The sequence below is a fragment of the Mesorhizobium sp. M0618 genome (assembly GCF_040320765.1).
Classification (GTDB): domain Bacteria; phylum Pseudomonadota; class Alphaproteobacteria; order Rhizobiales; family Rhizobiaceae; genus Mesorhizobium.
In genome coordinates, this window is record NZ_JAMYQH010000001.1 from 100,974 (window position 1) to 121,102 (window position 20,129).

At 64.5% G+C, this 20,129-nt stretch carries 18 protein-coding genes; 8 read left to right on the plus strand and 10 right to left on the minus strand.

What is annotated here, in order from left to right; genetic code table 11:
- Window positions 1–38 precede the first annotated feature (38 nt).
- A complete protein-coding gene (locus NKJ04_RS00470; protein ID WP_352672792.1) occupies window positions 39–1,019 on the minus strand; it encodes a GlxA family transcriptional regulator in 981 nt (326 codons plus the stop codon).
- 77 nt (window positions 1,020–1,096) lie between these two features.
- Here NKJ04_RS00470 and bcoG point away from each other — a divergent pair, with 77 nt between their 5' ends.
- The 7 genes from bcoG to NKJ04_RS00505 all read left to right on the plus strand — a co-directional run bounded on the left by bcoG (window position 1,097) and on the right by NKJ04_RS00505 (window position 8,938).
- Window positions 1,097–2,014, plus strand: coding sequence for a 3-dehydrocarnitine:acetyl-CoA trimethylamine transferase BcoG (bcoG, locus tag NKJ04_RS00475; RefSeq protein ID WP_352672794.1), 918 nt, complete (start codon window positions 1,097–1,099; stop codon window positions 2,012–2,014).
- Between the two features lie 22 nt (window positions 2,015–2,036).
- Entirely contained in the window at window positions 2,037–2,666 is a 630-nt protein-coding gene (locus tag NKJ04_RS00480; RefSeq protein WP_023810590.1) for an HD domain-containing protein, read from the plus strand.
- Entirely contained in the window at window positions 2,663–3,766 is a 1,104-nt protein-coding gene (locus NKJ04_RS00485) for a carnitine 3-dehydrogenase (protein WP_352672796.1), read from the plus strand. Before NKJ04_RS00480 ends, NKJ04_RS00485 begins: the two co-directional genes overlap by 4 nt.
- 4 nt (window positions 3,767–3,770) lie before the next feature.
- A complete protein-coding gene (locus tag NKJ04_RS00490) occupies window positions 3,771–4,934 on the plus strand; it encodes an acyl-CoA dehydrogenase family protein (protein ID WP_023810592.1) in 1,164 nt (387 codons plus the stop codon).
- A gap of 3 nt (window positions 4,935–4,937) precedes the next feature.
- Complete coding sequence (locus NKJ04_RS00495) at window positions 4,938–7,016, plus strand: acetate--CoA ligase family protein (RefSeq protein WP_352672798.1); 2,079 nt, start codon at window positions 4,938–4,940, stop codon at window positions 7,014–7,016.
- The gene (locus tag NKJ04_RS00500) at window positions 7,009–7,791 is read left to right on the plus strand and encodes a carnitinyl-CoA dehydratase (protein WP_352554623.1); all 783 of its coding nucleotides are present in this window, start codon (window positions 7,009–7,011) and stop codon (window positions 7,789–7,791) included. Before NKJ04_RS00495 ends, NKJ04_RS00500 begins: the two co-directional genes overlap by 8 nt.
- A 208-nt stretch (window positions 7,792–7,999) precedes the next feature.
- On the plus strand, window positions 8,000–8,938 hold the full coding sequence (locus tag NKJ04_RS00505; protein ID WP_352672800.1) for an alpha/beta hydrolase: 939 nt from the start codon (window positions 8,000–8,002) through the stop codon (window positions 8,936–8,938).
- A 35-nt stretch (window positions 8,939–8,973) separates the two neighbouring features.
- Here NKJ04_RS00505 and NKJ04_RS00510 read toward each other — a convergent pair whose 3' ends face one another.
- The 5 genes from NKJ04_RS00510 to NKJ04_RS00530 all read right to left on the minus strand — a co-directional run bounded on the left by NKJ04_RS00510 (window position 8,974) and on the right by NKJ04_RS00530 (window position 14,112).
- Entirely contained in the window at window positions 8,974–10,632 is a 1,659-nt protein-coding gene (locus NKJ04_RS00510) for an FAD-binding dehydrogenase (RefSeq protein ID WP_352672802.1), read from the minus strand.
- Window positions 10,633–10,672: 40 nt separating this feature from the next.
- The gene (locus NKJ04_RS00515) at window positions 10,673–11,659 is read right to left on the minus strand and encodes a Gfo/Idh/MocA family protein (protein WP_352672804.1); all 987 of its coding nucleotides are present in this window, start codon (window positions 11,657–11,659) and stop codon (window positions 10,673–10,675) included.
- A 287-nt stretch (window positions 11,660–11,946) separates the two neighbouring features.
- The gene (locus NKJ04_RS00520; protein WP_352672806.1) at window positions 11,947–12,522 is read right to left on the minus strand and encodes a YceI family protein; all 576 of its coding nucleotides are present in this window, start codon (window positions 12,520–12,522) and stop codon (window positions 11,947–11,949) included.
- Between the two features lie 68 nt (window positions 12,523–12,590).
- Window positions 12,591–13,163: a cytochrome b gene (locus tag NKJ04_RS00525; protein WP_023810599.1), complete on the minus strand. Its 573-nt coding sequence runs from the start codon at window positions 13,161–13,163 to the stop codon at window positions 12,591–12,593.
- Window positions 13,164–13,221: 58 nt separating this feature from the next.
- Window positions 13,222–14,112: a LysR family transcriptional regulator gene (locus tag NKJ04_RS00530; protein WP_352440498.1), complete on the minus strand. Its 891-nt coding sequence runs from the start codon at window positions 14,110–14,112 to the stop codon at window positions 13,222–13,224.
- 96 nt (window positions 14,113–14,208) lie between these two features.
- Here NKJ04_RS00530 and NKJ04_RS00535 point away from each other — a divergent pair, with 96 nt between their 5' ends.
- Window positions 14,209–15,204: an aldo/keto reductase gene (locus NKJ04_RS00535; protein WP_352440499.1), complete on the plus strand. Its 996-nt coding sequence runs from the start codon at window positions 14,209–14,211 to the stop codon at window positions 15,202–15,204.
- Window positions 15,205–15,472: 268 nt separating this feature from the next.
- On the opposite strand, the gene NKJ04_RS00540 is transcribed toward NKJ04_RS00535, so the two are convergent.
- The 4 genes from NKJ04_RS00540 to pheS are packed head-to-tail and all read right to left on the minus strand — an operon-like array spanning window position 15,473 to window position 20,035.
- Window positions 15,473–16,075, minus strand: a complete 603-nt coding sequence (locus tag NKJ04_RS00540; RefSeq protein ID WP_352672809.1) for a nucleotidyltransferase family protein — start codon at window positions 16,073–16,075, stop codon at window positions 15,473–15,475.
- A 38-nt stretch (window positions 16,076–16,113) separates the two neighbouring features.
- Entirely contained in the window at window positions 16,114–18,522 is a 2,409-nt protein-coding gene (pheT, locus tag NKJ04_RS00545; RefSeq protein ID WP_352672811.1) for a phenylalanine--tRNA ligase subunit beta, read from the minus strand.
- Window positions 18,519–18,941: a GFA family protein gene (locus tag NKJ04_RS00550; RefSeq protein ID WP_023810604.1), complete on the minus strand. Its 423-nt coding sequence runs from the start codon at window positions 18,939–18,941 to the stop codon at window positions 18,519–18,521. The genes pheT and NKJ04_RS00550 overlap by 4 nt, the downstream gene beginning before the upstream one ends.
- The gene (gene pheS, locus NKJ04_RS00555; RefSeq protein WP_352554632.1) at window positions 18,938–20,035 is read right to left on the minus strand and encodes a phenylalanine--tRNA ligase subunit alpha; all 1,098 of its coding nucleotides are present in this window, start codon (window positions 20,033–20,035) and stop codon (window positions 18,938–18,940) included. The genes NKJ04_RS00550 and pheS overlap by 4 nt, the downstream gene beginning before the upstream one ends.
- Window positions 20,036–20,129 lie beyond the last annotated feature (94 nt).

A 20,129-nucleotide genomic window follows, 5' to 3' on the forward strand; every position in this document is an offset into this window, starting at 1 on the left:
ATTTTGTGCATATCGTCGTCCTTTCGGTCGACCTGCACTCAGCCCCGGCGCAGCCTGACCGGCGCTTCACCGAAAGCCCTTGAAAACGCCCTAGAAAATGCCGCGGCGGACGAAAATCCGGTCCGCCCGGCAATGTCGGCCATCGCCACTCTGGTGTCGACCACCAGCCGGCGGGCAGCACCCAGGCGCAGCCTGAGATAATAGGCGCCTGGCGTCTCGCCGATCGACTTGCGAAAGATGCTTTCCAGCGTCCGTGCCGTCACCCCGGCACGTTTTGCCACCGCTTCTATGGTGAGCGGCTGGTCGACATGCGATTCCATAAGCCGGATGGCTTGCGCCAGCCGCGGATCGTAGCCGTCGAGCCGGCCAAGCGAGACCAGTGGCTGGGCGTCGGTCGCGGCACGCGCCTGGTCATAGATGAAGACGCTGGCGACATCGAGCGCGACGGCCATGCCCAGCCGCGTGCGAATGAGATGCAGCATCAGGTCGAAGGTCGGCGACGCGCCGCCCGACGTGAACACCGGCCCGTCTATGACGTAGCGGTCCGGACGCACGTCGACCCCGGGGAAAGCCGACGAGAAATCCTCCATGTCCTCCCAGTGGGTGGTGGCGCTGCGCCCTTCCAGCAGGCCGGCGCGCGCCACCAGCCAGGTGCCGGCCTCGACACCGCCGCACGCGCGGGCCGTACGCGCAGCCCGGCGCAGTCCGGACAACAGAGCCGAGGTTGCATAATTCTGGGTGCCGAAGCCGGCGACGACGACAAGGACGTCGGTCGGCTCGCCCGCGTCGAAACGGCCACTGACCGCCACCGGCAGGCCGCATGTGGTGACCGGAGCCTCGCCGGTCACCGAGACCAGCTTGAAATCGAACAAGGTCTCGCCGGCGATACGGTTGGCGGCGCGCAGCGGATCGACGGCTGAGGCCACGCACATGATCGACGAGCCGGAAAACACCAACAGCGTCACCTTGAGCGGCAGACGCTCGGCGCGAAAGATCGTCGGTTTTTCGTTTTTCGTCACGGAAGCTTCGTAAAACGCAAAACAGTTTCCGGCAAGTCGGGCATTGTTGTGGCGTGTATCTAAGGGAGGAGAGTTCCATGCCGCTAGCGATGAACCGTGAGGTTTTCATTACCTGTGCCGTGACCGGGTCCGGCGGCTCGCAGGACCGCAGCCCGCATGTGCCACGCTCGCCCAAGCAGATCGCCGATTCCGCCATCGACGCAGCCAAGGCGGGTGCGGCGATCGTGCACTGCCATGTGCGCGATCCCGAAACCGGCAAGCCGAGGCGCGATGTGCATCTTTACCGCGAAGTGACCGAGCGCATCCGCGCGGCGGAAGTCGACGTCATCCTGAACCTAACCGCCGGCATGGGCGGCGACATGGTGTTCGGATCGCCGGAAGCGCCGCTGCCGCTCAACGAAAAAGGCACCGACATGGGCGGCGCCACCAACCGCATGGAACATGTGCGCCAGTGCCTGCCGGAAATCTGCACGCTCGACTGCGGCACCATGAATTTCGCCGAAGCCGACTATGTCATGACCAACACGCCCGGCATGCTGCGCGCCATGGGCGGCATGATGACGGCGCTCGGCGTCAAGCCGGAGATCGAGGCCTTCGACACCGGCCATCTGTGGTTCGCCAAGCAGCTGGTCGAGGAAAATGTGCTCAATCCGGATGCGCTGGTGCAGTTGTGCATGGGCGTGCCGTGGGGCGCGCCTGACGATCTCAACACCTTCATGGCCATGGTCAACAACGTGCCGTCGACCTGGAACTGGTCGGCCTTTGCCATCGGCCGCAACCAGATGGCCTATGCCGCGGCGGCGGTGCTGGCCGGTGGCAATGTCCGGGTAGGTCTCGAAGACAATCTGTGGCTCGACAAGGGCGTGCTGGCGACCAATGCTCAGCTGGTCGAGCGTGCCGCCAGCATCGTCACCAATCTGGGCGCCAGGATTCTTGGGCCGGAAGAGGTGCGGCAAAAGCTCAACCTCACCAAGCGGGCGCCGATCGCGGCATAACTTATTCATCGGGAGGGGCGGCATGACTACCGTAAAATTCACCGCGATGAAGGATGGCGACCGGGACGACTACGAGTTCCTGACCGCGCATGAGATCGACTATGCGGCAAGGACCGGCGAGCGGCTGCTCGATGCGCTGGTCCAGCTCGACGCGGGCCTGTCGGGCTACAAGATCACCCGGCTCGGCCATTCGCTGCAGGCGGCGACGCGTGCCTGGCGCGACGGCGCCGACACCGACTGGATCGCCTGCGCGCTGCTGCACGACATCGGCGACATTTACGCGCCATACAATCACGACGAATATGCCGCTTCGATCCTGAAACCCTTCGTGCGCGAACAATGCACCTGGGTGGTGGAAAAGCATGGCGACTTCCAGCGGCTCTACTATGCCCATCATCTGGGCGGTAACCGCCATGCGCGCGACCGCTTTGCCGGCCACGCCTATTTCGACGATTGCGACCAGTTTTGCGAACGCTGGGACCAGTCGAGCTTCGACCCCGACTATGACACCCTGCCGATCGAATTCTTCCGGCCCTTCGTGCTCGAAGCCTTTGCCCGCAAGGCCTACGACCCGTCCGTGATCCGCGCCGGCGAACGCGTGCCGCTCATAGATCCCACAACCGCCATGACCAGAACCGGAGCTTCCGCATGAGCATCATCAACAAGGCAGCCGCCATCGGTGGCGGCGTCATCGGCGCCGGCTGGGTGGCGCGGCTGCTGCTCAACGGCATCGACGTGTCGATCTTCGATCCCGATCCCGAGGCGTCGCGCAAGGTCGGCGAAGTGATGAAGGGCGCGCGCCGCGCCTACAAGCAGATGGTGCCCGGCGGCCTGCCCAAGGAGGGCAAGCTGACCTTCGCCAAGACCATCGCCGAGGCAGTGGCCGATGCCGATTTCATTCAGGAAAGCGTGCCGGAACGGCTCGACCTCAAGCACCGGGTGCTCGCCGAGATCGATACCCACGCGCCGGCCAATGCGATTGTCGGCTCATCGACCTCCGGCATCAAGCCGACCGACATGCAGGTGGCGATGAAGAAGCATCCGGAGCGGCTGGTCGTCGGCCATCCGTTCAACCCGGTCTATCTCCTGCCGCTGGTCGAGATCGTCGGTGGCGAGCAGACCTTCCCAGAGGCGATCGAGGTCGCCAAGGAGATGTATGCCTCGATCGGCATGAAGCCGGTCGTCATCCGCAAGGAGATCGAGGCCTTCGTCGGCGACCGCCTGCTCGAAGCGGCATGGCGCGAGGCGCTATGGCTGATCAAGGACGGCATCTGCACGGTCGAGGAACTCGACGACATCATGCGCTACGGCTTCGGCCTGCGCTGGGCGCAGATGGGCATGTTCCAGGTCTATCGCGTCGCCGGCGGCGAGGCCGGCATGCGCCACTTCATGGCGCAGTTCGGGCCCTGCCTGAAATGGCCATGGACCAAGCTGATGGATGTGCCGGAGTTCAACGACGAACTGGTCGACCTGATCGCCACGCAGTCGGACGACCAGGCGCATGGCCTGTCGATCCGCGAACTGGAAAAGATCCGCGACGATAATCTGGTCGCCATCATGGACGCGCTGTCGAAGCAGAACAAAGGCAAGGGCTGGGGCGCCGGCGCCCTGCACAAGGACTATACTAGGCAGTTGGCCAAACTGGCGGCGAAGAATCCCACGGCCTCCAAGGCGGCCGAGAAGGCCAAGGCGTTGAAGCCGGTGAAGAAAGCCGAAAAGCCGAAGAAAAAGACCGGCAAGAAGAAAGGCTGAGACCATGGATTTCGGGCTGTCGGAGGAACAGAGGCTCATCGTCGAGACGACGCGTGCGTTCGTCGAGAACGAGCTTTACCCGCATGAGCGCGAGGTCGAGCGCACCGGCGTGCTGCGCCGCGACCTGATCGAGGAGATCAAGGTCAAGGCAATCGAGGCCGGGCTCTATGCCGCCAACATGCCGGCCGATGTCGGCGGTGCAGGCCTCGATACCGTGACCTGGCTGCTTTACGAAAAGGAGCTCGGCCGCGCCAACTATGCACTGCACTGGACCTGCGTGGCGCGTCCCTCCAACATCCTCCTGGCCGGCACACCCGAGCAGCGCGAAAAGTATCTGTTCCCCTGCATCCGTGGCGAGAAATGGGACTGCCTGGCGATGACCGAGCCGGGCGCAGGCTCCGATTTGCGCGGCATGAAGGCGACCGCCGTGCAGGATGGCGACGACTGGGTGCTGAACGGCACCAAGCATTTTATCTCCCACGCCGACCTCGCCGACTTTGCCATCGTCTTCATGGCCTCAGGCGAAGAGGATTCGCCGCGCGGCAAACGCAAGAAGATCACCGCCTTCTTCGTCGACAAAGGGACGAAGGGCTTCACCGTCCGCGATGGCTACCGCAACGTCTCGCATCGCGGCTACACCAACGCCATCCTCGAATTCGACGATTGCCGGCTGCCCGCCGCCCAAGTGTTGGGCGAAGTCCACAAGGGTTTCGACGTCGCCAATTCCTGGCTCGGCGCCACCCGGCTGCAGGTCGGCGCCACCTGCCTCGGCCGCGCCGAGCGGGCGCTTGGTCATGCCGTGGAATACGCAGCACAACGCCAGCAGTTCGGCCAGCAGATCGGCAAATTCCAGGGCGTGTCGTTCAAACTCGCCGACATGGCGACCGAACTGAAGGCCGCCGACCTGATGGTGTTCGAAGCCGGCTGGAAGTACGATCAGGGCACCGTCACCGATCAGGACATGGCCATGGCCAAGCTGAAGGCCACCGAAATGCTTGCATACGTTGCCGATGAAGCGATCCAGATCCATGGCGGCATGGGGCTGATGGACGATTTGCCGCTGGAGCGCATCTGGCGCGACGCGCGCGTCGAGCGCATCTGGGAGGGCACGTCGGAAATCCAGCGCCACATCATTTCACGGGCGCTGCTGCGTCCGTTTGGGGCATAACATATGCACAAGCTTGAGCGTCTTCTGCGGCCGAAATCGATCGCCGTCTTCGGCGGTGCACAGGCCGCAGCCGTCGTCGCGCAGTCGATCAAGATGGGCTTTGCCGGCGATATCTGGCCGGTGCATCCGACCAAGGACGAGGTTGCCGGCCGCAGGGCCTATCGTTCGGTCGCCGATTTGCCGAGCGCACCGGACGCTGCCTTTGTCGGCGTCAACCGGCATTTGACCATCGAGGTGGTCAAGGCGCTGGCCGAACGCGGTGCTGGCGGTGCCGTCTGCTTTGCCGCCGGCTTCCTCGAAACCGAGGCCTATGACGACGACGGCGAGCGGCTGCAGGCCGAGCTGGTCGGGGCGGCCGGCTCGATGCCGATCATCGGGCCGAATTGCTACGGCCTGATCAATTATGCCGACGGCGCGCTTCTGTGGCCCGACCAGCATGGCGGGATAAGACTGGCCGAGGGCGGCAAGGGCGTCGCCATCATCACCCAGTCCTCCAACATCGCCATCAACATGACGATGCAAAGGCGCGGCCTGCCGATCGCCTTCCTGATGACCGCCGGCAACCAGGCGCAGACCGGCCTGTCCGAAATGGCGCTCGGCCTGATCGAGGACGAGCGGGTCACGTCGCTCGGCCTGCATATCGAGGCTTTCGATTCGGTAGCCGGCTTCGAGCGGCTGGCGGCACGGGCGCGCGAGCTGAAGAAGCCGATCATCGCCATGAAGGTCGGCCGTTCCGAACAGGCCAGGCAGGCGACTGTCTCGCATACCGCCTCGCTGGCCGGCTCGGACGCGGCCTCGGGTGCGTTCCTGCGGCGGCTCGGCATTGCGCGTGTCGATTCGATCCCCGCCTTCATCGAGGCGTTGAAGCTGCTGCACATCACCGGACCTTTGCCCGGTTATAGGCTGTCGTCGATGAGCTGCTCGGGCGGCGAGGCCTCTGTCATGGCCGACAGCGCCGAAGGGCGCTGGGTCAATTTCCCTGTACTGACCGACAGCCACCGCGCCCATGTCAAATCGACGCTCGGGCCGCTGGTCGCGGTCGCCAACCCGCTCGACTACCACACCTTCATCTGGAACAACGAGCCGGCGATGACCGCCACCTTCACGGCCATGGTGTCGGGCGGCTTCGACCTCAACATGCTGGTGCTCGATTTTCCGCGCCCCGACCGCTGCTCGGTCACCGACTGGTGGGCGACGCTACGCGCCTTCGAATCGGCGCTGAAGACCAACAAGGCACATGGCGCGATCGTCTCCTCGCTGCCGGAGAACCTGCCGGAGGAATACACGGCCGAGTTGATGGCGCGCGGCATGGTGCCGTTGTTCGGCATTTCGGAAGCCATGGATGCAGCCGGGGCGGCGGCCTTCATCGGCTGGGCTTGGGCCGAACCGCAGGCGCAGCCGATCGACACGTCCGCATCCGGTGCGCCTGGCGGCGACCACGTCACGCCCGATGAGGCCGAGGCGAAGTCACGGCTGATCAAGGCCGGCCTGCCGGTGCCGAAGGGCGAACGCGCCGCCAATGCGGTCGAGGCGGTGATCTCTTCCATGGCGCTCGGCTTCCCGGTGGCGCTGAAGGCGCTCGGCGTCAGCCACAAATCCGAAGTTGGCGCCGTCAGGCTCAATCTCAGGGATGCCGAATCCGTCAGCACCGCGGCGCATGACCTCTTGCCGCTCGGCACCGGGCTCTATGTCGAGCGCATGGTGCGCGACGGTGTCGCCGAGCTCATCGTCGGCTTCACCCGCGATCCGATGTTCGGCGCGGTGATGACGCTCGGCACCGGCGGCGTGCTGGTCGAGCTGTTGCGCGACAGCGTTACGCTCATGCTGCCGGCGACCCGCGACGATATCGAGGCGGCGCTGCGCGGCCTGAAACTGTTCCCGCTGCTCGAAGGCTATCGCGGCCGGCCGAAAGCCGATGTCGCGGCTGCCATCGATGCCATTTCGGGCATTGCCGCCTTCGTGCAGCAGAATGCCGGTGAGATCGAGGAACTCGACATCAACCCGCTGATCGTCTGTGCAGAGGGCAAGGGCGCCTGGATCGCCGACGCGCTGCTGGTGCTGGGAGAGAACAAGAATGTCTGACGTCATTTCGACCCGCCGCGAGGGCACCATCCTCGAAGTCACCCTCGACCGGCCCAAGGCCAACGCCATCGACCTGAAGACCTCGCGGCTGATGGGCGAGACCTTCAAGGCATTCCGAGACGATCCGGAATTGCGCGTCGCCATCGTCAAGACCGCAGGCGACAAGTTCTTCTGCGCCGGCTGGGATTTGAAGGCCGCTGCAGGCGGCGATGCGGTCGACGGCGACTATGGCGTCGGCGGCTTTGCCGGGCTACAGGAATTGCGCGACCTCAACAAGCCGGTCATCGCTTGCGTCAACGGCATGGCGGTGGGCGGCGGCTTCGAACTGGCGCTTTCCTGCGACCTCATCTACGCCTCCGGCCATTCCTCCTTCGCGCTGCCCGAAATCCGCGCCGGCACGCTGGCCGATGCGGCAACGATCAAGCTGCCGAAGCGCATCCCCTACCATGTCGCCATGGACCTGCTGCTCACTGGCCGCTGGATGGATGTCGCTGAAGCGCATCGCTGGGGCCTGGTCAACGAAGTGCTGCCCAAGGAGAAGCTCGAGGAGCGCGTCTGGGAGATCGCCCGGCTGCTGGCCGGCGGCCCGCCGCTGGTGTTTGCCGCGATCAAGGAGACGGCGCGCGTGGCCGAGGCGCTGACCTTCCAGGATGCGATGAACAGGGTGACGCGGCGCCAGTTGGCGACGGTCGATGCGCTTTATGGTTCCGAGGACAATATGGAAGGTTTTCGCGCGTTTGCGGAAAAGCGCGATCCGGTGTGGAAGGGGAAGTAGTGGGAACGATGGCGTCCCGTCACACCCCCCTCTGCCCTGCCGGGCATCTCCCCCGCAAGGGGGGAGATTGGATGTCGTTTCTGCTTTCGCCAATCGTCAACGTTGCAAGAAGAGCGCCGCGATCGACGCTGTCGATCTCCCCCCTTGCGGGGGAGATGTCCGGCAGGACAGAGGGGGGTGCCCAGGTTCGACTTCGGCAGCCTCACTCATGACCGACTACAAAACCCTCATCGACGCCGAGACGTGGGCCTTTATCGAGGGGACGAATTCCTATTACCCGCCCGATACAATCGACTACACGATCGCGCAGCAGCGCGAGATCTACGACCGCATGTGCCGCGAGTTCTTTGCCGGCCATCCCGACGGCGTTGCGGTCGAAACCTCCGCAATTTCAACCCTCACGCACGACATCCCGATCCGCACCTACCTAAGCACACACGAAGCTGCGGTGACGGTGCTCTATGTCCATGGCGGCGGCTTCATCCTCGGTGGGCTGAACAGCCACGACGATGTTTGCGCGGAGCTGTGCGCCCGCACAGGCTATGACGTGGTCTCGGTCGATTATCGGCTGGCGCCGGAACATCTGCATCCGGCCGCCTTCGACGATGCGATGAGCGCCTTCGAATGGGCCACCTCCACCCGCAACCACCCAATTCTGCTGTGCGGCGACAGCGCCGGCGGCAATCTCTGCGCCGCCGTCAGTCACGCCACGCGCGGCCATTCGAAAAGGCCGGTTGGCCAGGTGCTGATCTATCCCGGCCTCGGCGGAGACCGCTCGAAAGGCTCCTATGTCAAGCACGCCGAAGCGCCGATGCTGACCGTGCGCGATCTCGAATTCTACAAGCACATCCGCACCGGCGGCGTGGATAGGACCGGGGACATCACGCTGGCCCCGCTCGCCGACATCGACTTCTCCAACCTGCCGCCGACAATGCTGATCACCGCTGAGTGCGACCCGTTGTCGTCGGATGGTGAGAACTATCGAGACCTAGTCGTGGCGGCGGGCGGACGCGCGACCTGGTTCGAGGAAGCGGGGCTGGTGCATGGTTATCTCCGAGGCCGGCACACGGTCGGCCGCGCCCGCACCAGCTTCACCCGGATCGTCGATGCGGTGACCGCGCTTGGACAGGGCGATTGGCGCTGGTGATCGCGGCTAGACTCCGGGGGCCGACCGGCGCCGGCTCACCCTACCGAAGCGGCCGCCGACCGACCGGCGCTGCGGCCGGAAAAGATGCAGCCGCCGAGGAAGGTGCCTTCGAGCGCCGCATAGCCATGCACACCGCCCCCGCCGAAACCGGCGGCTTCGCCGACGGCGTAGAGTCCCGCGACCGGCTGGCCATCGGCATCCAGCACGCGGCTGTCGAGGTCGGTCTGCAGGCCGCCCAGCGTCTTGCGGGTCAGGATGTTGAGACGCACCGCGATCAGCGGGCCATTTGCCGGATCGAGCATCTTGTGCGGCTTGGCCGTGCGGATCAGGCGGTCGCCGAGATAGGCGCGCGCCCCGCGCAGGGCGCTGATCTGCATATCCTTGGAGAACGGGTTGTCGAGCTGCCTGTCGCGGGCGCGGATTTCCCGCTCTACCTGGGCGACGTCGAGCAGCGGCTCGCCGCCGGCCAGCGCGTTCATGCGGGCGACCAGCGCCGGCAAATCGGCCTCGACGATGAAATCCTCGCCCTTCTCCATGAACGCCTTGACCGGACCCGGAATGCCTGACGTGGCGCGGCCGAGCACCTGGCGCCAGCTCTTGCCGGTCAGGTCCGGGTTCTGCTCGGAGCCCGACAGCGCGAACTCCTTCTGGATGATTTTCCTGGTCAGGATGAACCAGGAATAATCGAAACCGGTGCTCATGATATGGCTGAGCGTGCCCAGCGTGTCGAAGCCGGGATAGAGCGGCACCGGCAAGCGCTTGCCGCGCGCATCGAGCCACAGCGATGACGGGCCGGGCAGGATGCGGATCGCATGGTCGGTCCAGATCGGCGACCAGTTCCTGATGCCCTCGACATAGTGCCACATGCGGTCGCGGTTGACGATCGAGCCGCCGGCCCGTTCGGTGATCGCCAGCATTCGGCCGTCGACATGGTCGGGCACACCGGTGATCATGCGCTTGGGCGCCGTGCCAAGCCGCTTGGGCCAATTCTCCCGCACCAGTTGATGGTTGGCGCCGATGCCGCCGGAGGCGACGATCACCGCTTGGGCGTGAAGCTCGAAATCGCCTGATATTTCGCGCGAACTCTTGTGGCCGCGCTCGACAGCGCTGGGCTGCAGGATGGCGCCGCGCACACCGGTCACAACAGCACCCGTCCGCGTCAGTTCATTGACCCGATGACGGAACTTGAAGCTTATCAATCCGCGTTTTTGCGCCTCGCGCACGCGCTGCACGAACGGTTCGAGAACGCCGGGGCCGGTGCCCCAGGTGATGTGGAAGCGCGGCACCGAATTGCCGTGGCCGATGGCATTGCCGCCGCCGCGCTCGGCCCAGCCGACCACCGGAAAGAATTTCAGGCCGCGTTGCATCAGCCAGGAGCGTTTTTCGCCGGCGGCGAAGCCGACATAGGCTTCCGCCCATCTGCGCGGCCAGAAATCCTCGGGCCGATCGAAAGCCGCGGTGCCCAGCCAGTCTTCGAGCGCCAGGTCATGCGAATCGCGGATGCGCATGCGCCGCTGCTCGGGCGAATCGACGAGGAAAAGGCCGCCGAACGACCAGAACGCCTGGCCGCCGAGCGACTGCTCCGGCTCCTGGTCGACGATGATGATTTTCTTGCCGGCCTCGGCAAGCTCGGCGGCGGCAACCAGCCCTGCAAGGCCAGCGCCGACAATGATCACGTCCGCATCGTCAGCCATCTTTCCTCCCAGAATTAGCCGGCTATTTCAACGCAAGGGGTCAGACGGCCTCCCAGCCGTCCGTGCCGCCGGCGCGGAAGATGGCATCGATGACTTTCTGATTGAGCACAGATTCCTCCAGCGTGAAGACGCGCTCCTTGCCGCCCTGTGCCGCACGCGCGAAGGTCTCGACCTCCAGCCGGTACTGCTGCGTGCCGGGAAAGCGGAACACCTGCGCCTCGGAGTGGTTCTGGTTGTGCAGTTCGACGCGGTGGTGGTCGTAGAGCCCGGCATTGAAAGGCGAGAACAACTCGATGAAACCCTTCTCACCGTGGAACACCATGACCTGGCGCGCCGCCATCTGCGTCGACAGGTAGAAGGACAGTTCGAAGTCACCGAAATCGGCGCGGATCGAGGAGTAGATGTCGGTGCCGAATTTCTGGTCGCGCTCGATCGTCGCCTGCACGCGCAGCGGCTCCTTGCCGGTCGAAAAGCGCGTCGACACGGTCGGGTAGACGCCGATGTCGGGCAGCGCGCCGCCGCCGAGGTCGAGCTGGTTGCGCATGTTGCTGGGGTCGACATTGTAGTAGGAGAAGGCACCCTGCACATGGCGCAGCCGGCCGATGGCGCCGCTGGCGATCAGGTCGCGTACCTTGATCCATTGCGGGTGGTAGATGACCATGAAGGCCTCGCAGACCAGCACCTTTTTCTGGTCGCGCAGCTTGATCAGCGGAAGAATGTCGTTGGCGTCGAGCGCCAGCGGCTTTTCGACCAGCACGTGCTTGCCGGCTTCGATGGCCTTTGCCGTCCATTCGACATGCTGCGAAGTCGGCAGCGGGATGTAGACGCCGTCGACCTCATTGGAGGCAAGCAGTTCCTCATAGGAGCCGAAGGCATGCCGCGCGCCGAAGCGGTCGGCGAGCGCCTTGGCCTTCGACAGGTCGCGGCTGGCGATCGCCGACAGCACGCCATTCTCCGCCTCGACCATGGCCGGCAACAAATGCTCGCGGCCGATCTTGGCCGTCGACAACACACCCCATCGGAACATCAGGCTTCTCCTCTCGATTACAGGCGACGAGGTTTGCCCGAAATCGGGAGAAAAGCCAATTAGAGACTGTCCAACGAACCGCGCCTTCGTCATCCTCGGGCTTGACCCGAGGATCCATGCCGCGACATCCGCCAAGGAATGCAGCGGAACGGATTCTGGACCGTGGCAACGCCTTGATGTCGCGGCATGGATCTTGGGGTCTGCGCCGCGTCGCTTCGCTCCTTGCTACGCCCCAGGATGACGATGCGCGAGGTGTGTCTGCCAATCGCAAAGGTGCTGACAGAGAGCTAACCCCTTTTGCCGGTCAGCGTCATATCGAAGTCGACGATGTTGGAATAGATCGGCGTGCCGACATCCATGCCGTAGCGTGACCTCAACACCTTGCCGGTGACATGGAATTTTATGGTGCCAGCCTTGAGACCGCCAAGCTCGGCCGTGAATTTTTCCGGGAACGTCTTGCCGCGCGCCGTCAGCCGGCCGCTGACGAGGGCCGTGGTGTCGCTGGTTCGGGTCACGCTGGTCGAGCGGAACTGGATTTCCGGGTTCTTGGCGGCATCGAACACCGCGTCGGAGCGCAGGAAGGCATCGATACGGCCCTGGCCGGTGCCGACGCTTTCGGGAAAGATGGTGAAATTGACCTGCGAGCGCCCGACATCGCTGTTGTCGATGCGGATCGACCCCTTGAAGCGGGCAAAGGCGCCATTGAGGCTGCCGCCGCCGACCTTGTCGATGGAGAAGCGGATGCTGGAGCTGGCCGGGCTAATCGAATAGCTGCCGGCGGCGTCACCAAGCGCGACGGCCGCTGAAACAGGCATGGCAAGGCAAGCGGCGACCGCCGCAAATCCGAGGATGCGCGTGTACATGGGATGTTCCTTGTTGGAGGCAGCGCATTTCTTGCGCCCTCACTCCATGAACGAATGAACCGCTCGCTCTATTCCGGATCTGACGAAGGCGTGATCATGCGCGTGAGCACGCCATCCCTGAGCTGGAAATGATGCCGCAGTGCCGCCGCGACGTGGAGCGCGACCAGAGCCATGCCGGCATAGCCGAGATACCAGTGCGCCGCCGCCCAGAAGCTTTCGGCACCATCCGATTCGGCCAGCGGCAGGTTCGGCATGATGAACAGGTTGAACGGCAGGCTGGGAATCTCCAGCATCGAGACCGACACCAGCGCCCAGCCGGACAAGGGCAAGGCAAGCTGGAACGCGTAGAGCGCAAAATGGGCCAACGGTGCCGCCCGACGCTCCAGAGTCCCGACCGAGCGCGGCAGCGGCGGCCATACATTGCCAAGGCGCCAGGCGATGCGCAGGACGATCAGGCCGAGCAGCAGAAAACCGAAGGATTTGTGCAGCTGGATCAGTTCGAAGGCGGTGCGCTGGCTGGTCAGCCGCACCATGACGAAGCCGAGTCCGAACTGGCCGATGAAGATGAGCGCAATCAGCCAGTGGAGAATGATCGCGCCCCAGCCGTAGCTGGTCGTGCTATTGGTGATCGATGTTTGCATCGTTGGTGAACGACCGCGATGCCGGTTTTCTTCCACCAGGGGGAGGGGCGAGCCCGCTCTATCCACTCACCTTGAAGAAATCGACAAACGCCCTAAGCGCTGGCCGCATCTGACGGCGGCTCGGATAATAGACAAAGAAGCCGTCGAAGGGCGGGCACCAGTCCTCCAGCACGCGGATCAGCCTGCCGTCGGCGAGCGGTGCGCGGACATAATCCTCAAAGACGAAGGCAAGCCCGGCGCCGTCGACCGCCGCCTGGGCGATCAGATGGTCCTCGTCGAGGATCAGCGGTCCCTCCACCGCCATCTCGATCCTCTCGCGGCCTTTCTCGAATTCCCAGCGGTAGAGGATGCCGCTGGAGAAGCGGAAGCGGATGCAGCGGTGGCCGGCTAGGTCGCGCGGGTGGAGCGGCTTGGGGCTCACCTCGAAATAGACCGGGGCGCCGACCACCGCGCCGCGAAGGTCCGGCCCGATGCGCACCGCGATCATGTCGCGCTGCAGGCTCTCGCCTAGCCTGACTCCAGCATCGAAGCCGCCTTCCACCACGTCGGTGAAGCGGTCCTCGATGACGATCTCCAGCACGATGTCGGGATAGGCCGACGCAAAGGCGCCCAGCCGTGGCGTCAGCGCCAAATGGGCCGCCGTGCGCGGCACGGTCAGCCGCAGATTGCCGGCCGGCCGGTCGCGCGCTTCGATTGCCGTCTCCAGCGCCAGGTCGATCTCGGAAAGCGCCGGCCGCAATCGCTCGAGCAGTTGCGCGCCCTCCTCGGTCGGGGCAACGCTGCGCGTGCTGCGTGCCAACAGGCGCACGCCAAGCCGGGCTTCGAGGCTGGATACCGCGTGGCTAACCGCCGAAGGCGCGATGGCCAATTCCCTGGCAGCGCCGCGAAAGCTGCCGCATTGAGCGACAGTCGCCAGCACCGCCAGTTGTGAAAGATGCGCTCGATTCATTGATCTATCTTTTAGTACAGCCCGTGCGGATGAAAACCGATTATCGAACACAAGGCAAGGCGCTATTTCTCCCACATCGCAACAAGGAGACGCGTTATGCAAACCCGCAAGCTAGGAACTGAATTGAACGTCTACCCCGTCGGCCTCGGCTGCATGGGCATGAGCTTCGCCTATGGCGGCCAAGCGGAAGCCGATGCGATCGCCACGCTGCACCGCGCCGTCGACATCGGCGTCAATTTCTTCGACACGGCGGAAGTCTATGGCCCTTACGAGAACGAGATCCTGCTCGGCAAGGCGCTGAAGTCGGTGCGTGACAAGGTGACGATCGCGACAAAATTCGGCTTCAAGATTTTGGAGGAAGGCACAGGCCTCGACCGCATGGCGGGCGTCGACAGCCGCCCCGAGCACGTCAAGGCGGTCGCCGAGGCCTCGCTGAAACGGCTGGGCACCGATGTGATCGACCTCTACTATCAGCACCGTGTCGACCCCAACGTGCCGATCGAGGATACGGTCGGCGCCATGGCCGAACTGGTGCGCGAGGGCAAGGTGCGCGCGCTTGGCCTGTCCGAGGCGAGTGCCGCGACCATCCGCCGGGCCCATGCCGTTCATCCGATATCGGCCGTGCAGAGCGAGTATTCGCTGTGGAGCCGCGACCCGGAAGACGAGGTGTTCGCCGTCTGCCGCGAGCTCGGCATCGGCTTCGTTCCCTATAGCCCGCTCGGCCGTGGGCTGCTGACCGGCACGATCGCCAAGCCCGAGGCCTTGAGCGACGACGACTGGCGCCGGACCTTGCCGCGCTTCCAGGCCGAGGCGATGGAAGCCAATGCCGCCGTCATCGCCACGCTGGAAAAGCTGGCGGCTGAAAAGGGCGCAACCTCGGCGCAGCTGGCGCTGGCCTGGGTGCTGCACCAGGGCGATTTCATCGTACCGATCCCCGGTGCGCGCAAAATCCGCCATCTCGAGCAGAACACGGCGGCGGCGGACATTGCACTTAGCGCTGTCGAGGTGCAGGCGATTGGCGATGCGCTGTCGCCCGACAAGGTGGTCGGTAGGCGCTATGCGCAGAAGGAGTTGGCGCTGGTGAATGGGTGAAAGCTGGTGAGTAAGCGGAAGGGGTGCTTCGGCGCCCCTTTTCATGCGCGATGGTGCAGAAGGTTGCGTGACGTTGGCGCGAGGCACCCCCCTCTGTCCTGCCGGACATCTCCCCCGCAAGGGGGGAGATCGGATGTCACGCCGGCTTTCGCCAATCACCAACGTTGCAAGAAGGGTGCCGCCGATGAAGTTGCCAATCTCCCTCCTTGCGGGGGAGATGGCCGGCAGGCCAGAGGGGGGTGCCTCGCGCCAACATTCCGGCAACTCCCTACCAAGGCACGACAGTGGTCTCCGGCCAATACTCCTGGGCGCGTCTGCCCTTCACCTCATGCGTGCGCTGATTGTCCATCACCCGGTTCGGTGTGATGCGGAACGAAAAAATATCGTCAAGACCAAATGGAGCCACGATCTCGAGCTGCCCATCCGCATCGTATCGCACACCCACCGCATGGGTCTTCGACGCAAAATAGCTGACGGATTCGCTGGCGCTCGAATAGCGCGGGCAGGGTTGGCAGAACTTCTGCGGATACCATAGGTGCACCCGCGCCTGGTTGCGCACCTCGACCGGCAACGCTAGCCCCTCGAAATGCCGCGCCGCCCGGCGGATCACCGCGTCCTCGGCCTCGTAGGACAGGTCGCTGTCATCGAAGTAGAAGAGATCAACGTCCTTGATGCCGTAACCCGAAGGCTTGCCGGTCAGGTGGTTCCAGACACTGTTGTAGAGCGCGCCGGACACCACCAGCCAGTCCGGCAGGTCGAGCGTGCGAGCCCGCGCCAGCGCGTCGCGTAACAGCGGGTCGGCAAGCACGATGGCGAGAAACGCCGCGCGCTGTTCTTCGAAAGGAAGTCCGGAATAGCGCAGATGGTCCATCGCCCTTTGGAGGGCGATTCGCCATCTGCTCGCAAGTCTTAGCCGCGCAGAACGCCGCCCGTCTGCTTGCCGACATTCTCGATGATGCGCTTGGCCAGCGCCTCGAAATCCTCGTCGGTCAGCGTCTTTTCGACCGGCTGGATCGACACTTCGATGGCGATCGACTTCTTGCCCTCGCCGAGCGACGCGCCTTCGAAGATGTCGAAGACCGAGACGGCGGTGATGAGCTTCTTGTCGGCGGCGAGCGCTGCGCGCACCAGCGTGCCGGCCTCGACCGACTTGTCGACGACGAAAGCGAAGTCGCGCTTGACCGCCTGGAAGGGGGACAGTTCCAGTTTCGGCTTGGTTTTCGTCGGCTTGGCCTTCGGTTCGGGCACCGCATCGACGAACACCTCGAAGCCGCACAGCGGCCCGGAAACATCGAGCCCCTCCAGCGTCTTCGGGTGGAATTCGCCAAAGGTGCCGAGCACGGTTTTCGGGCCGAGCTTGATGGTGCCGGAACGGCCGGGATGGTACCAGGCTGGACCGCCGGCCTCGATCTGCAGCCGCTCGACCGGCGCACCGCAGGCTTCGAGCGCGGCGATTGCGTCGGCCTTGGCGTCGAACACGCCGACCGCACCCGAATTGCCGGCCCAGTTGCGGCCGGAGCCGTCGAGCTTGGCGGTGCCGCGACGCACACCGGCGGCGACGCGCCGCTGTTGGTCGGCGCCGTCGCCCTCATAGGTGCCCGACACTTCGAACAGCGCCACGTCGCCAATACCCTTGTCGGCATTGCGCTGTGCAGCGGCGATCAGCCCGGGCAGCAGCGACGGCCGCATGTCGGACATGTCGGCGGCGATCGGGTTGGCGAGCTTCAGCGCGGTCTGGCCACCGCCGAACAGCTCGGCATGCTTGGCCGGAATGAACGACCAGGTGACGGCTTCCATCATGCCGCGCACGGCAAGCGCGCGCTTGGCGGTGCGGGTACGGACCTGCAGCGTGGTGAGTATCCTGGCGTTGACCGCGTCATGCGCACCGAGCGGCTGCGGCGCGATGTTGTCGACGCCGTGGATGCGCATGACTTCCTCGACCAGATCTGCCTTGCCATCGACGTCGGGGCGCCAGGACGGCACGGCGACATCGACGACATCGCCCGAGCCCTCCGGCTTGAAGCCGAGGCGCGACAGGATGTCGAGGCTTTCCGCCCTGGGAACCTCGATGCCGGTCAGCCTCTTCACTTCCGAAAGCGGGAAGGAAACGATCTTCGACTTGTGGCCGGCATAACCGACGACTTCCATTTCGGTCGGCGTGCCGCCGCAGAAATCGAGCACCAGTTTCGTTGCCAACTCGACGCCGGGAACCATGAATTCGGGGTCCACGCCGCGCTCGAAGCGGTAGCGCGCGTCGGTGATGATGCCGAGCGTGCGGCCGGTGCGCGCCGTGGTGATCGGATCCCAAAGGGCGGATTCGATCAGCACGTCGGTCGTGTTCTCGTCGCAGCCCGAATGCTCGCCGCCCATGATGCCGGCGATGGACTCGACGCCATTGTCATCAGCGATGACACACATTTCCGGCGTCAGCGTGTATTCGCGGCCGTCGAGCGCCTGCACCTTTTCACCATCGCGCGCGCGGCGCACGACGAGATTGCCGGCAACCTTGCTGGCGTCGAACACATGCAGCGGGCGTCCGCGGTCGAAGGTGACGTAGTTGGTGATGTCGACCAGCGCGCTGATGGGTCTCAGCCCAATGGCGATCAGCCGCTGCTGCAGCCATTTTGGCGACGGCCCATTCTTGACGCCCTTGACCAGGTTGAGCGCGAAGCCGGGGCAAAGCTCCGGCGCTTCGATCGTCACCTTGACCGGACACATGCCATTGCCGACATGCGGCATGATGGCGCCGCCAACGAGGCGGCCAAGCCCGCTCGCCGCCAGATCCCTGGCGATGCCATAGACGCTGGTGGCATCCGGCCGGTTCGGCGTCAAATTGATCTCGATGACCGGATCGTCGATATGCGCATAGGCGGCGAAGCTGGTGCCGACCGGCGCATCCTCGGGCAGGTCGATGATGCCGTTGTGTTCGTCTGACAGTTCCAGCTCGCGCTCGGAACACATCATGCCGTGGCTTTCGACCCCCCTGATCTTGCCGACCGCCAGCGTCACGTCGATGCCGGGCACATAGGTGCCGGGCGCGGCAAAGGCGCCGATCAGGCCAGCGCGGGCGTTTGGCGCGCCGCAGACGACCTGCACGGGTGGCTTGCCGTCGCCCGTATCGACGGTCAGCACGCGCAGCCGGTCGGCATCGGGATGCTGGACCGCCGTCAGCACCCTGGCGATGACGAAGGGCTTCAGGCTTGACTTGTCGTCGACATGCTCGACTTCGAGGCCGATCGAGGTCAGCCGCTCGACGATCTCGTCGAGCGTAGCGTCGGTCTCTAGGTGGTCCTTGAGCCAGGAGAGGGTGAATTTCATGGGGCTGTTCCGTCTGGTCTTTTGACGCTTGATTTCAGATGTCTCGGCAGGTCGTCGGACATATGCAGGTAGGGCAGCTGCTCGCCGACATAGGCATGCAGCGTGGGTTCAAAATCGGCTGGCATGTCCATGGCGCCGAGCATGAAGTAGATGTCGTCTTCCAGCCGCTCGTCGACATAGGCGATGGGTGAGCCGCAAGTGCCGCAGAACGAGCGCGTCACCGGGCCGTTCTCGAACATCTTCAGCGCCTTGCCGGTGAACGCGACCTGACCGGCCGGGAAGCCGACAAAGGCCGATACAGGCGCGCCGCTGGCCCGCCGGCAATCGCCGCAATGGCAATAGCTGACGTGGTGCGGTTCGGCCGATGCCTCGAACCGCACGGCGCCGCAGCGACAGCCGCCGGCGTAGGGCGCTGTCATGCGCTCAGGCCCCCAAACAGCGTCGGCATGTCGAGCGGCCTGAACCCGTAATGCGACAGCCAGCGCACGTCGGCATCGAAGAAGGCGCGCAGGTCCGGCATGCCGTATTTCAGCATGGCGATGCGGTCGATGCCCATGCCCCAGGCAAAGCCCTGATATTCGTCCGGATCGAGCCCGCCATGGCGCAGCACGTTGGGATGGACCATGCCGCAGCCGAGGATCTCCATCCAGTCGGAGCCTTCGCCGAAGCGCACTTCGCCCGGCCGCGAGCGGTCGCACTGGATGTCGACCTCGAGGCTCGGCTCGGTGAACGGGAAGAAGGACGGCCGGAAGCGCATCTTGACCTGCGGCACCTCGAAGAAGGCCTTGCAGAACTCCTCCAGCACCCACTTCATGTTGGCGACGTTGGCCGTCTTGTCGATCACCAGCCCCTCGACCTGATGGAACATCGGCGAGTGAGTGGCGTCCGAATCCTGGCGGTAAGTCTTGCCCGGAATGACGATGCGGATCGGCGGCTTCTTCGTCTCCATGGTGCGTATCTGCACCGGCGAAGTGTGCGTGCGCAAAAGCTTGCGCTCGCCCTTCTCGTCCGGCTGGAAGAAGAAGGTGTCGTGCATCTCGCGCGCCGGATGGCCTTCGGGGAAATTCAGCGCAGTGAAATTGTAGTAATCGGTCTCGATATCGGGACCTTCCGCGATGGAAAACCCGAGGTCGCCGAAGATCGCCGCGATCTCATCGATGACCTGGCTGATCGGGTGGATACGGCCGCGCTCGGCCGGCGACTGCCGCACCGGCAGCGTCACATCGACCCTTTCGGCGGCGAGGCGGGCGGTGATCGCCACATCTTTCAACTCGGCCTTGCGCACCGTCAGCGCATCTGTGACGCGGTTCTTGAGCCCGTTGATTGCGGGGCCTTTGACCTGACGCTCCTCAGCGGTCATGGCGCCAAGGGTCTTCAGCATCTCGGACACGGCGCCCTTCTTGCCGAAAGCAGCGATGCGCACGGCCTCGATGGCCGGCTCATCGGCGGCCGAGGCGATTTCGGCCAGAAGTGAGTTTTCAAGCGTATCCAGGCCAGTGGTTGCGTCGTTCACGGTCAAACTCGCTACGTTGGAAATCAGCTCAAAGTGAAAGTCACTTTTAAGTTGAAAGTTCAGGCAAAAGAAAAACCCGCGCCAGCCGTGCCAG